Source organism: Metaplanococcus flavidus (assembly GCF_042675885.1).
GTDB lineage: Bacteria > Bacillota > Bacilli > Bacillales_A > Planococcaceae > Planococcus > Planococcus flavidus.
The window spans coordinates 101,097-115,256 of the sequence record NZ_JBHTKI010000014.1 but is presented as its reverse complement, the minus strand read 5'-3'; the positions used below and the strand labels follow the sequence as shown (position 1 = coordinate 115,256).

Here is a 14,160-nt window from a genome sequence, read left to right as displayed (position 1 = left end):
TTTCAAAGGAATGAAAAACGTATTACAGCAACTCTAAATCAAGTTTGTTTCAGAGCGTAATTGTTTTGTTACACAAATGTAACTTAATGCCATACCCAATTATGCTATGATTCAAACAGGAAATTTAGTTAAAAAAATACAATAAATTTTAAGGGGAAATGTAAAAGTATGAAACGCCTGATAATCTCGTTAATAGCGATCTTCCTGATACTTCCAACCTTGCCAACTGCCACTGAAGCTTCAACTTCAAATCAATTAGTATCTACAGCACAACAATTTGTCGGAACACCATATAAATGGGCTGGAACATCTCCATCCGGTTTTGACTGCTCAGGATATATTCAATACGTATTCGCGAAAAACGGAGTTTCACTCCCAAGAACTACGAGTCAAATGTACGCTACCGGAACTGCGGTTTCGAAAAGCAATCTGCAAGTCGGTGATCTTGTTTTCTTCAATACTACCGGTAGAGGCGTTTCACATGCCGGCATCTACGTCGGCAGCAATAACTTTATCCATACGTCATCAAGCAAAGGCGTAATGGTATCATCCATCAACGATCCTTATTATTGGGGAAGCAAATACATCGGCGCAAAACGCGTTAAGGATTTCTCAGCTTCACAAGTTACTACAACCGCAGCACCCGCTACCAACTCTGATATGTATGTATCACGACTTGAGATTGCAGAAACAATCGCGAAAGAGTTAGGTCTATCAAGTTCTTATAATGGAACGTATTTCTCAGATATCTATTCAACACACCCGAAGATCAAATACATCAATGCCATGTATGAAGCAGGAATTTTTACTGGTTCAGACGGCAAGTTTAATCCGAACAACAAATTAACACGTGCACACATGGCCAAAGTTTTAGTCGAAGCTTATAAATTAAATGGGCAAAAGAATCCAAACTTTACAGATGTAAGTTCGAGCCACTGGGCAAGTGATTATATTTCAACTCTTTACTCCAATGGAATTACAACCGGCTATACAACAGGCTCTAAAAAAGGCACATACGGATTACAAGAAAATGTAACAAAAGTGCAATTCGGCAAGTTCATGGATCGTGCAAACTAATAAAAAAACCTTTTCCCGCATCGGGAAAAGGTTTTTTTATTACAAGAAATTGAACTCATGCTCTTCTAAAGTAGACCTTGATGTTTTTTACAATTTTCTACAAATAAGAAACCGGTATATCCCAAGCCTTTTTACACAGGATTATTGTAAACGGTTTTTTTTTCGGGTAATAAGGAGGAGAAATGTATGATAGTAATTGCTTAGTAATATTGTTATTATCTTATTAGACAGATATTTGGGAGGTAATAGTAATAATGAGAAAAGTTTGCATTCTTTTAGTTTTCTTGCTTTCCGGGGGAGTATTTTTCTCTACAGCATCATCGGTAAGCGCAAATATTGTGTTCACCGACGTTTCTGCCAAAGACGAATTCGCCGAGGAAGTTGCTTACATACATGGTCTCGGAATAATTAAAGGATACCAGGAAAACGGAAAACACCTCTTTAAACCGCAAAATGCAGTAACAAGAGCTCAAGCCGCTAAAATGCTGGTAATCGCAACAGGAAATGAGAACATCCAAGGATCAGCTGTTTCGTTCTCAGATGTAAACAAAAATTTAGAAGCCTATTCTTACATCAGCAAGGCGGTTAAACTAGGATACTTTTCAGGCTATCCAGATAAGACATTTAAACCGAATGAACCTCTGAAGAGAGGGCAAATGAGTAAAGTCCTTGCCAATGCCTTTAATATTGAGCAAGCTGTTACACTCGACAAGCCATTGGCATTCAGCGATGTCCCTTTAGACCATGAGTATTCTCCAAAAATCAACGGATTATACTATAAAGGAATTACCCGGGGAGATCAGGGGGAATTCATGATTTCCGATTCATTATCCCGTGCTCAATTTTCAATGTTGCTTGCACGCGCGCTTTCTTCTAAATACACTTTACCCGTAAAAGCTTTTTCTCAAACTGAAATCGCTAAAGGAAAAGTCATAAAACTTGATTATCCGGGCGATGTATTGAATATCCGCTCAAGTGCTTCCGATTCATCTGCAATCATTGGCACATTAAAGGCGGGCGAAGCTGTATCAATCATTAAAGATCATGGTGAATGGGTGGAGATCAGATATTTGACTCGCCCCGCTTTTGTCCATAAAAAGTTCATCGATTTTCTTGATGCCGACTCTAATCCAGTCGGACTTGCCACTCATTTCGTGAAAATTAATACTGATTCCTTAAATGCCCGCACTACACCACATTACACCGGTACGTTGGTCGGGAGTTTTAAACGCAATGAAATTATTGAAGTTCATGGAGAAAAAAATGGCTGGTATCTCGTTTTATACAATGGTTTACCCGCTTACATCAGCAAAGCCTATACTGTGAATTATGAAGCGACAAAGCCTGTGACTCCAGTTCCTGTCAGCACTCTGTCAGGCAAAGTGACCGTCGATTCCTTAAATGTGCGCAGCCAGGCAAATGCCTCTTCTGCCATTGTAGGAAAACTTAAAATTGGTGATAAAGTGACTGTCCAGTCCCTTGACGGATACTGGGCGAAGATCAAATATGGCTCAGTTACGGGTTATGCCCATAAATCTTATTTAAAACTACTGAACAATACCGGACATATATTGAAAAACCGTATCATTGTAATTGATGCCGGCCATGGCGGAAAAGATCCTGGAGCTTCAAAAAACGGTGCAATTGAAAAGAATATTGTACTTGATGTTTCGAAACGCGTAGAGACAAAACTTAAAGCAGCAGGAGCCAATGTCCTGATGACAAGAAAAACGGACGTATTTCCTTCATTGCAAGACCGTGTTGACTTTGCCAGACAAAGTTATGCCGAAGTTTTCGTCAGTGTCCATGTGAATGCTTTCAGTAACCCTAACGCTAAAGGATCGGAAGTCTTTTACAATTCACAGAATGACAATGCACTTGAAAGTAGGTATTTGGCTTTAGATATCCAGAACAAAATCGTTCAATATGCAGATATGTATTATCGCCGGGTAGCTGACGGGAATTTCCATGTCATCAGAAACCAGGACATTCCTGCTGTTCTTGTCGAGCTTGGGTTTTTAACTCACTCTCCCGACTTTGCCAAATTGACAAGCTCCGCTTACTTGGATAAGTATGCCCAAGCAATTTATGACGGACTTATCGAATATTATTCAGCACCATAATCAAATTCCTGCCGGCTTAAAATCCGGTAGGGAAATTTTTTTTGAAAAAGGAGTTTTCATATGACAACCAGATTAAGGATTTTTACGGCTCTCCTGGTATTCGCTTTACTGTTGGCTCCTTTCGCCCAGTCAGCTGCGGCCGCGGATGATATTACCGGCAATACGCACGAAAAGGAAATCCGTGAATTGATTGCATTAGGCATTATGCAAGGTTACGGCAATGATATTTACAAGCCGAAAGCAGAAATAACACGCGGTCAATTCTCTGCACTACTCACCCGCGCATTGAATTTAGAACCCGCTCCGGAAGGTATCAGTTTCACAGATCTCACTGAAAGATCTGGTGTCTATCACGAAGTTTTGGCTGCTGCTAACGTCGGACTGGTGACGGGCTATCTTGATGGCTCATTTAAATCCGACGACCCTATCTCCCGTGTGCACATGGCAGTAGTGGTAAAGCGGGCCATGGTTTATTTACAAATGGAAGATAAATCGGCACAGTTGGATTTTGCAGACCTGTCTTCCGTTATAAAGGATTACCAGGACGCCATCAGCACGAATGTGGCCTTTGACATTTTCCGCGGTACCACCATCAACGGTAAAGTTTATTTCCGACCTTTCGAAAATGCAACCCGAGGTCACGCAGCTTCTGTCACTTCCCGTTTATTGGCTGCTGCCAAAGGTGAGCGACCTGCTCCGGAAGAGCCGGATGAACCTGAAACCCCGGTTGAAGATACACTGTATTATCTTGGTTATGTAGTTGACGGTAAAATGGTGAAGCAGGAATATAGCCATAAAAACTACGAAACCGCTGCCGCTTCTTTCGACAGCACGTCGACAGCCAAAGCTATTATCAAAGGAAATGATATTATCAAGATCAAAAGCGGTGTTGTTTACGGAGATTCAGTGAGAAATGGCGTAAAACAAGTCACGACCGTCTACTATGATACGAGCTTCACAAAACAGGCTACATACATCGAACATGGGCGCGAGCTGCGATATATCAGCTCGAACGATGACTATGTGAAAGTGCAGGCCGGTGGAACCATCGGCTACGTCAAGCAGGACGAAGTGAATTTTGTGCCTTACGACATGATTACAAACCGTGATTATTATATAAAAAACCAGTGGGGCACACTGGAGCATTATCAATACAACTATGTTACTAAATCCGGTGCGACGCACTCAATCGGTCCCGCACCTGCAGAAATGGTACAAGGTGCCAAACATTACAGCTACGACGGAGTGAACTTCTCTGACGCGGCAGGCAAGACACTGTTCCAGCACTACCCGTATTTCCAATACCAATCAGTCCGATCCAAAACAAGTTACACTGCAGACGAGCTTGATAAATTTATCATGGTCCGCCTCAATGAACTGAACAACAAAAATGCCACGTATAAAGATGCTGTCAATAAATCAAAATTGATCGGCAAAGGAAAATATTTGATAGAAACGCAGAACAAATACAACGTCAATGCCCTATTCATATTGGCTGCGGCTATGCATGAAAGTGCCTATGGAATGAGCGCCAACGCTCAAACGAAAAACAACCTTTTCGGCATCAAAGTGTTCGACAGTAATCCGGATGCCGGCGAAATATACAACGCGCCTGAAAATAGCATCGAAGCTTTCGCTCTCAGATACATGAACACCAATTACGCAAATCCGCTCGGCCTTTATGCAAACGGTGCGGCACCGGGCAATAAAACATCCGGCTTCAACGTGAAATATGCATCTGACCCGACATGGGGATCGAAAATCGCAGGTCATATGTTCCGAGTCGACTTGGCACTTGGCAAAAAAGACATCAACAAATACCAGCTGGGACTCACGAACACACCAATGACTAATGTCCGTGATCAACCGCTCGGGGACAAACTTTACCAATATACACGCACAGACCTGGGGATTGACAACTCGCTTGGCTACCCTGTCATTATCACCGGCGAACAAATGGCCTCCGATAACCATATCTGGTACAAAGTGATTTCCGATTTAAATCCAAACGACGACAAAAATAATGGCGTTGCGTGGATTCGTTCAGATTTGATAACGAAGATTAATTGATTCTTCAATCACGAAATACCGTAGTTAAGATAAACCCAAAAAGAGACGGCCCGCAATTCGCGGGTCGTCTCTTTTTGGGTTTTCATTCTTCCTTATTTTGAATTGCCTGCCATTCAAAAGCGCGGGACATAAAGGTGGCAAAATGGGCTCGCGTCACTTTGTCATCCAGCTTAAATTCCCCTTCTGATCCAGTCGTAATTCCTGTCTGATAAAGAATCGAAACATAATCATTCGCCCAATGGTTTTCCGGCACATCAGGGAAAGGATGCTGGCCCTCCGCTTCCAAATCGAAAGCCAGCACCAATATTTTCGCCATTTGTGCACGCGATAAATCATCTTTAGGAGCAAAGCCTACTTCGTTGCCACTGAAAATCCCAGCTTGCTGGACCGCTTTAATGGCTTTGAAATAATGGTGGTTTTCATTGATATCCGGGAAAGGTGTATATTCTTGTTTAACCGGTAATGGCATGGCGCGGTCCAGGATAACCGCAACATGTTCCCGCCGGATCCGCTGCAACGGTTCGAATTTTTCTATTTCTGTGTAGCCGGTAATGACTCCTTTATAGGACATTTCCCGAATCTCATCGTATGCCCAATGTTCCGGGGTAACATCTTTAAACGGCGCCAATACTGTAGTGCCTTTTTCAACAGCCACAGCCATCTCTGCTGTCAGATTTCCGTAGCTGGCTGTAATTTTTGCACTTCCTTCGGCAATGAAAGTGACGCGCCCTTTTGAAACTTTCGCAATTCTTTCATTGTCAGATTTCCAAACCGCATGTGCGCTTATATCCACATTCTTGCCATTTTTCAAACCTATAATGGCTTTGGTATTTTTAGCCAGCCCTTCAATTCCGAAGATGGACGGTTTATCAATTTGAAGGGATTCACCCGGATTCAAAGCGGCGGTCTTTCCGAATGCCGGCATATCATAGGCGGCCGCTTGAACCAGCCCAACACCAAAGATGGGATCTAATCCTTTTGCGCCTAAATCCAGTGCATTTTCAAAAAGAACAGAACGCACCTGTTCGTTCGATAAAGATGGATAAGCTTCTTTTATAAGGGCAGCCTGGCCGACAATATAAGGGGCACCCATCGATGTTCCACTCATTTTTGAATAGCTTTTGTTCAAATATGTGCTGTAAATCGCAACGCCTGGTGCTGCAATATCAACCGCAGGCCCGGCAGCTGAAAAATGCGCACGTTTTAATAATTCGTCAACAGCAGCCACTGCAATGACTTCTTTGTATCGGGCAGGATATTCCACGAGGTCCCCTGTTGGATTTGAAAGTCCCCCATTGCCTGCTGCCGCAACCAGGATCATATCCTTCGCATAAGCTTTTTGGATGATCTGTTTGAAAGCTTCTGAATCATCTGTTACGCCAAGACTCAAGTTAATGATGTCCATATCATTGGCGATCGCCCATTCGATGCCTTTAATGACATCTGTCAAATAAGCCTCGTTATTTTTATTAAAAACTTTGATGGCGTAGAGACTGGCACCGGAAGCAATCCCTTTTATGCCGATGTTATTATCCAAAGCTCCTATGATCCCTGCGATATGCGTACCGTGACCGCTGTCATCTGCATGGGACTTTGTATAGCCTACGATTGACACCCCGCCTGCAAGCTTTAAATCAGGATGGTCCGCAACGCCGGAATCGATGATTCCAATTTTCACATTCTTTCCTGTATAACCCGTATGCCAGGATAAAGGGGTTCCGATATGAGGGATGCCCCACCCAATCTGTTGAATACTAGATTCAACCAGGATATCTCTTTCGACGTGCGCCACATTATCCGAGGCTTTCAATTGCCTGATTGAGTCTTCTGTCGCCATTATAGACACTGCATTTATATAATCGTATGTATCCGTCACAACGCCATCCATTTCTTGAATGGCCCCGAGGTCGCCGCCTTCTTCAAAAATGACAATAAACCGCTGCATTTCAGGATCTTCCGCCAAAACCGTTATATGCAGTCCCATTGCTATGACTATAGAAAAAACCAGTCCAAAAACTTTCTTCACCTGTTCCACCCCGCTATGCTAATTAGTTTGTAAGTATTTTATACCCTATTTATGTATGAATTATGCTTAAAAACGGGAAGCTGGGGTTAAATGTTATCTGACTTTCAGTCTATTATAACATGGCAAAGAAAGACGATTACAGGGTGGTTTGAACCATCTATACAACTTAAAGACCTTATTCAATGAATTTACTCTGAAATTTAAAGTTATTCCTTAAATATTATCAAAACGCTGCAAATTAGGGAATTCCGTTGGCTAAGGAGTTCTGTAATCCTGTACTTAAATTATTGATAAAAAAACTTCACAGAGAGTTTTCTCTGTGAAGTATTATGACGCTTCGAGGTAACTGATATTTCTTTCCTGCAATAATTCGATCGCTTTATCATTCAGTTGAATGTCTTCCGACTTCACATAATCCAATTTGGAATCGATCATCTCATTAAAATAATCATTTTGCTCCATGCCGAGTTCTTCAAACAACGCTTGTGTTTCGAGCAAGTCAATAAGTGTCAGATGCGGATAGTCTTTGCCATCGAACGTGCCATCCGGACTCACTTGGTACCATAAATCACCAGTGTCGCGAATCCAGCCACCGTCACGCTGTCCAAAATACTCGATTCCTGTAACAACCTTATTGGCTGCATCCAGATATTTATCTTCCTTAGAGTTGCCATACGCAGCCAAGAGGATTTTCAAGCCACCCAATTCATGGTTCAAAGAAGCATGGGTAATCGGCGTTTCAGGATCTTCATCGAAATAATCAACAATCAAAAAGCCCTCGCCCGCCTCAATCGTTTCCCCCACCTCAATGCGGCTCAACAAATAATCAGCATATACTTCGACTGCAAACTCTTCCTGCTCTATATCTTCATCATAAAGTTCTGCAGTATGATCCAAGTAAAAAGCAACATATTCGTTAAAGCGCGTATCCACATATGATGCAGTGATGTCGTATTGATCTTTAAGCCATGTACTTGTATATTCAGTCGGCCAGCGTGTACCATCATATTCATCGAAATAATTGATGAGATTCGATCTCGAATTCAAGATCATTGATTCAAAAAAAATGGAAGGAGTATTCGTGTTCCACCTTAAAGAAACATTATCTTCAAAACGCCCTATCGACCGGCCATAACCAAGTGGTGTATAAGGTTCGATCGAATGCGGCAATTTCGTATAAGGGCCGTCCGAAGTCAACCAGTTCAACTGTTGAGTCTGATTGTGCAGAGCATAGTCGATCCAGTCATCTTCAACTTCAGCCGAATCAAATAATGCTTCTTCTGATACTAAAAGCCACGATTCAGCAATCTCGTTTTTCTGCAGCCAGAATGACTTTTCAATCGAATCATCCTGCAATTCAACATTACGAACTTCTTCCTGCAATTCACGCACGTAACTTGAATCGCCATTTTCATATTCCATTTCCATTTGAGTTGAAATATAGACATTGCCCTGTAAAATTTCTCCGCCGTCATATTCCACTTTACCAAACGGATTGACTGTCGGATCCGTTCCGAAATCCTTATGATATTCATGTTCCACTACGACCGGATTCCAATCTTTGTAATCGGTTTCTCCAAGCCCAGTAACTGCCGTCGCCAATGGCAATGCAAAAGTACTGTCATTCGTAAAACGTTCAAAAATAAACTGCGTGCCATTCCCAAGCGTCCGTTCCGTCAGTTCATATGTACCAATGTCAAAACCGAGCAAACTGAGCTCGCTTGTATGTATAATATCTTCTACGTTTTCAATCGATCGTTCTGTAACTTCCGCTTCTTTCACACTGATGAATAACGGCTTAGACAAAGACATGTTAAAACTTTCTCCAGTATAAACTTGCTTATCATCTTTCAATAAAACAAATGCCGCAACTGTGAGTGCCGCTATAACCAGGCATAGACTGGCAGCAACAACTATCTTCTTCCACATTTGATCACTCATCTTTCTTCTCCAATTTAAACCTGGGACCTGAAAAGGCCAGTTGACTAAAGCATACCATATCCCTGCTGCCCCTTGACAGTCAGTTGTTGGATCGAATATCCATCACTTTTATAGCTGTTGTTAAAACATGACATGGGAATTAAGATACCCGAATATTATATCATAATGGTAAAAACAGCCGGGAGAAAAACTAAGGAAATTTAAAGGCAATTTAAACGCAATAGAACTTGGAGAGATATTGCAAAAAAGCCTCAATCAAGGAGACTTTTTCTGCTTGCACCAAGTTAAGACCGGATTTTTCACTATTTGGAATGAAATTTATCCACTTTCAACGAGACGATGTTCACACGTTTCGCGGGCACTTTCTTTCCGTCCTCTTCTCTTACTTGTCCTGCTGTATACTGTTTCATTCTCTTCTCCTCCTCAAATAGAAAAAGCTCGAATCCCCAGAAGGAATTCGAGCCTCATTCTTTGCTAAATGACTATAATATCTTTTTAAAATTGGATTTATACCGAATAAAAGAAAAAAGACCTCGCAGAGATTTATCTCCACGAAGTCCTTCTCTCCACTCAACTCAGCCCAATCAACAATGTACTCTTCGAAAAGTGTCTGAATTATGAGGGTGATTACCACCCGTTGTTCAACTTATTTAGTAACAGTTACGTTAACAGTAACTGGTGCAGCAAGTAAGTTGTTGTCTGTAGCATTTGCATCAAGACTAGCTGAGTAGATAGACTTGATAACTAGAGTGAAGGAAACAGCGTCGCCAGCAAGAGCAGCATCCACTGTATCAGTCAATGCAGGAGTTGCACTTAGAGTAACATCTCCACCTGCAGTTTTCACTACGTTAGCAAGTGAGAAATCAGCATTGAAGTTTACAGAACTGAATACAGAAGATTCATCAGCCCAGATATTGCCTGTAGTTGCAGTATCATTTAGTCCGTAAACATTTACACCTGTTGGAATAACTTTTCCAGAAGCATCTTTAACAGTTACAAGTGATTTGTTGTAGATATAACCGCCGTTTTTAGCAGCTTTTCTTACAGCAATGTACTCGCTAAGATCTGTATCTTCAACCAACTGAGAAGAATCAATTGCACCAAAGATTAGCTCTTCAAATGTCAATTCGTTATCTCCAGCAGCCAATTTAACAGTTACAGGGTTAGTTGTAACAGTCGCGCTAGCTGGAACACTTGCAGAGTTCATGTACTTGATAGGTAGTACTTTAACAATACCATCTGCTGTAACTTCAACATCTACAGTGTCACTTGCAGTTAGTAATGTTAATGCATCAACCGCTTGGAATCCTAGAACAGAATTTGTAACGTCTACATAATCATCTGAGCCAGCATATGATGCAGTAGCTGTTACTTCTTCTAAACGGTTACCTTTAGCATCCAATGTGTAAACATCAGCAGATCCGAAATCGATAGCATCTGTATCAGAAACTGTTGCTGTATATGGTGCGTTTACATCAATTTGAGATGCAGAAATTACATCCAATGCAACTGGAGTTGCAGCAGGATCAACGTCCACTACGTTTACTGAAATTGTTTTAGTTGAAACTGGTTGAGCATCAGTAGCATTTTTGAAGTATTTCACTTCTACTTTTCCGTTTACAACTTTATCTTTAGTAGTTGTAATTGTGAAAGCATCAGTTGCATCGTCACCAGCAGTTGTTGTAGTGAAGGCAAGTTCATTGTTTGAACCTGTCCCACCAATTACTAATCCTTCAGTGTTACTTGTAACAGTTACTTTACCAGTAGGACCAAATTCAATGTTTTCTCCATATTGATCAACTGAGCTTACAGTTACAGTTTCTTGGTTAACACCTTCTTGTGCAGAACCTGCAGCAGATTCATCAGAAAGTTTAACTGAAGTTACGCTAGTTTTGATATCTTTCAATGCAGCAACTGCTTTAACATCTACAGAAATCGTACGTTTAGTGTTATCAGCAAGAGTTACTTCAAATGAAGCTTTTCCAGTTTGACCAGCATTTGCATTGATTGTAAGGATGTCCCCAGTAACGCTAGCTGTAGCAATGATTGGGTTCAAAGAGCGTACAGTTGCACCATCAAATTCGTATGCAGCTTCTTCTGGATCACTGTTTACAGTGTTAAACATAGCTACTTCTTTACTCTCTCCAGCAAATAGTGAAGTTGTTTTTGCAGAGTTTGTGAAAGCAACAGTGTTTTGAGGAGTTTCAGTTAGATCTGTAACATCATCTACCAAAGTGAAACCTTGGTTAGCAACAACATTTGGAGCTTCTGCAACAGAAACTTTAAATGTATTTGTTAGAATAACGCCGTCTGCCAAAGTGACAGTTGCTGTAACATCAGCTGTACCAGCAGCAATAGCATTAATTGTAGCAGTTGAAACAGTCGTACCAGAAACTGTTGCAATGTTAGCGTTTGAAGATGTCAATGCTACTGTTGCGCCAGTTACTGCTTTTCCGTCTTGATCAGTAACAGTCAATCCAGTAGTTTCACCTACAACTAGTGAACCATCAACAAGTGCAACTTTTACGCCATCTTCAACAGCCCAAGAAAATTTAGCAGAAGAAGCTGGGTAAGCTACTCCATCAGCATCTCTGAAGTTAGCTGTAGTCAATGTGTACTCTTGGTTGCGAGTGAACGCTTCGTTAACTTCAACTTCGACAGTTTTTCTGTCAGAAAGAAGAGTCGCTTTTGTTACAGTCAATCCACCAGAAATTGTGAAGTTATTGAAATCAACTTCGCCAGCTACTGGAGATTCGAAAGTTACGCGAGCAGTAGTACCGTTAATCGCACAACTCTAACCAGTATTTTTCAGAAAATAAAATCTCCATAAAGCCTTGTACACCAAGGGTTTGCGGCGCTCGACTAAAACTAAGCTTAGGAAAAAAAGAGAGGAAAAAGAACAATTCTAAGGGAGCCTGTGAAAAAAAGAGAAAGAAAAGAATGAGAAAAAGCCGACTCCCGCATTCCCGTACCTTCCCGCTCCAACCAAACGAACATGCGAAATGACCAGCTCAAGATCCCGTTCTCCCGCCATCCCCGTCAAAAAAAACTGTTTTTGATAAAAGAACTCTTCCTTCACCCTATACACTCTTGCTTTCCCATTGTTTCGAAAAACCCCTAACCCTACTCTGTGTTTTTCCCATCCTTTCGGAATTCTTTTTGTAGGTTTCCTTCTATATAAAGGGGCCTCTTTTTCAGCGGGGTTGCGGGAGCTACGGGAAACCTGCGCCAACGCTCAAAAAAAAGCGGGGTGCTAGACACCGCACACCCGCTACACCATGGTAATTTGATTCAGTTGCTCTTCATAGCCGTACTGTTTGAAGAAGTCCGCCAGTGCGACTTCGACAATATCTCGCTGAGTAACATTAAATTCCTTGCTGTAATCATTCAGCAACACCTGGACCGTGGTCGTGAGTCCCAGGGTTTTGTTGGTTTTGGTGCCTTTGAATTTGTACCGGGGCAAGGTGGCATCCGTTTTTGTTTCCAGCAGATCGACCAATTTGTCCTGATGCTTGGCAAGAAAGGCCAGCAACTCCCCATACGCTCCTGCATCCTGTGAAACAGCGGGCAGAACGGTCCGTTCCAGTGGCTTGTCCGAACCAGTCACCTTCCTTGCTCGCTCATCGTAAACGTACGTATTCTCCTCACCATTCCAGATGTAGCCTTTCCCCTTCATGTATTCCCCCAGTTCCTCGATTGTTCTGAAGCCCTGCTTGTGAGCGATCTCTTCAATATCGGCATACTGTTGCCCCAATTGCCGAATGATTTGCGCCGCTTTCGTCTGGGTGACGGCGGCATCTACCTGCGCATTTGGCTGCTTTTTGGGGGAAAGGACATACATCCCCTCTTCCCATTTGAACCCCCTTCTCCTGAAATACATGTCGATCGTTTTCCAGTTCTTATGATTGAAGTGAAGCGCAATTTCTTCTTTGGTTTTCCCCTCGGCTAACAGGGTCAGGGTTTCTTTGATGCGCGGATCTTCCAGTACGTTTTCCATTTCTTCCCCACTCCTTCTCTTAGAAATCGATTCGTTCAATGGCTTCTTTCATATCGTCTTGCTGGACATGCAAATAGATGGACGTCGTTTTCAGGCTCGCATGACCGAGTAACTTCTGAATGACCGCCACATGGGTATCCTTTGAAACCAGGTAACTGGCAAACGAGTGCCGCAGAATGTGACTCGTGACGTGCTTTTCAATGTTTGCCTTTTGGCAGGCATCCAACAAGATCCGGTTCACGTATTGCGTGCTCACGCTGCCCGATCGCTTGAGCGCGAAGAAATAAAGCGAATCGGTGTGCGGTCGATGTTCCTTCAAGTAGATGCGGAGCTGTTCCGCTAAGTGGGAACTCATGGGCACCTTACGATTTTTCCCGCCTTTGCCATTGATGATTTGGATGGACTGCTCGTCAAAGTTCACATCCGTCAGCTTTAAGTGAATGCACTCATTCACCCGAATGCCGGAATACGCCATGGTCAGCGCAAAGTAGTGCAGGACAGGATGCGTGATGGCCCCGATGATCGCTTCCACTTCATCCCGCGTGAGAAAGGTGCGTTCCGTGTCGGGCACTTTCATTCGTTCAATGTCCTCCAGCGGGCTTTCTTCTATGACCTTCTTTTTCTTCATGCATTGGAAGAACATCGATAGGGTATTGAGCTTGCGGTTGATGGAGCGGGGCATGCACTTCCGTTCCCCCACTAAGTAGCGGATGAAATCCTCGATATGGTTGCCGGTCACCATGGGAACCAGAACCGGGGCGTTGGACTTCTGCCCCATCCACTTCGCAAACTGCCGGCTGTCCATCGCGTACCCTCTCCGGGTTTCCTGGCTCATTCCCCGAACGGCCAGCCATTCTTCAAAAAGTTCCAAGCCTTCATTCATATACATGGGTCGTGCGATGCTGGTTGTTGTCATGCCATTTCCT

Annotated in this window: 8 protein-coding genes; 3 read left to right on the top strand and 5 right to left on the bottom strand. The window is 42.6% G+C overall.

The genetic code is table 11. From position 1 onward, the window contains the following. The first annotated feature begins 168 nt into the window (after window positions 1–168). The 3 genes from ACFQ1X_RS10545 to ACFQ1X_RS10535 all read left to right on the top strand — a co-directional run bounded on the left by ACFQ1X_RS10545 (window position 169) and on the right by ACFQ1X_RS10535 (window position 5,270). Window positions 169–1,077, top strand: a complete 909-nt coding sequence (locus ACFQ1X_RS10545; RefSeq protein WP_144840855.1) for a C40 family peptidase — start codon at window positions 169–171, stop codon at window positions 1,075–1,077. 254 nt (window positions 1,078–1,331) lie between these two features. After that, window positions 1,332–3,200 carry an N-acetylmuramoyl-L-alanine amidase gene (locus ACFQ1X_RS10540; RefSeq protein ID WP_144840856.1) on the top strand — a complete coding sequence of 623 codons (1,869 nt, stop codon included), beginning with the start codon at window positions 1,332–1,334 and terminating at the stop codon, window positions 3,198–3,200. Window positions 3,201–3,260: 60 nt separating this feature from the next. Then, window positions 3,261–5,270: a glucosaminidase domain-containing protein gene (locus ACFQ1X_RS10535; RefSeq protein ID WP_144840857.1), complete on the top strand. Its 2,010-nt coding sequence runs from the start codon at window positions 3,261–3,263 to the stop codon at window positions 5,268–5,270. A gap of 82 nt (window positions 5,271–5,352) precedes the next feature. Here ACFQ1X_RS10535 and ACFQ1X_RS10530 read toward each other — a convergent pair whose 3' ends face one another. The 5 genes from ACFQ1X_RS10530 to ACFQ1X_RS10510 form a co-directional block, all read right to left on the bottom strand. Next, entirely contained in the window at window positions 5,353–7,296 is a 1,944-nt protein-coding gene (locus tag ACFQ1X_RS10530; protein WP_144840858.1) for a S8 family peptidase, read from the bottom strand. Window positions 7,297–7,623: 327 nt separating this feature from the next. Next, entirely contained in the window at window positions 7,624–9,237 is a 1,614-nt protein-coding gene (locus ACFQ1X_RS10525; protein ID WP_144840859.1) for a hypothetical protein, read from the bottom strand. A gap of 646 nt (window positions 9,238–9,883) precedes the next feature. Further along, entirely contained in the window at window positions 9,884–11,938 is a 2,055-nt protein-coding gene (locus ACFQ1X_RS10520; RefSeq protein ID WP_144840860.1) for an Ig-like domain-containing protein, read from the bottom strand. Between the two features lie 570 nt (window positions 11,939–12,508). Then, a complete protein-coding gene (locus ACFQ1X_RS10515; RefSeq protein ID WP_144840861.1) occupies window positions 12,509–13,234 on the bottom strand; it encodes a hypothetical protein in 726 nt (241 codons plus the stop codon). A gap of 19 nt (window positions 13,235–13,253) precedes the next feature. Continuing rightward, on the bottom strand, window positions 13,254–14,150 hold the full coding sequence (locus ACFQ1X_RS10510; RefSeq protein ID WP_144840862.1) for a tyrosine-type recombinase/integrase: 897 nt from the start codon (window positions 14,148–14,150) through the stop codon (window positions 13,254–13,256). Window positions 14,151–14,160 lie beyond the last annotated feature (10 nt).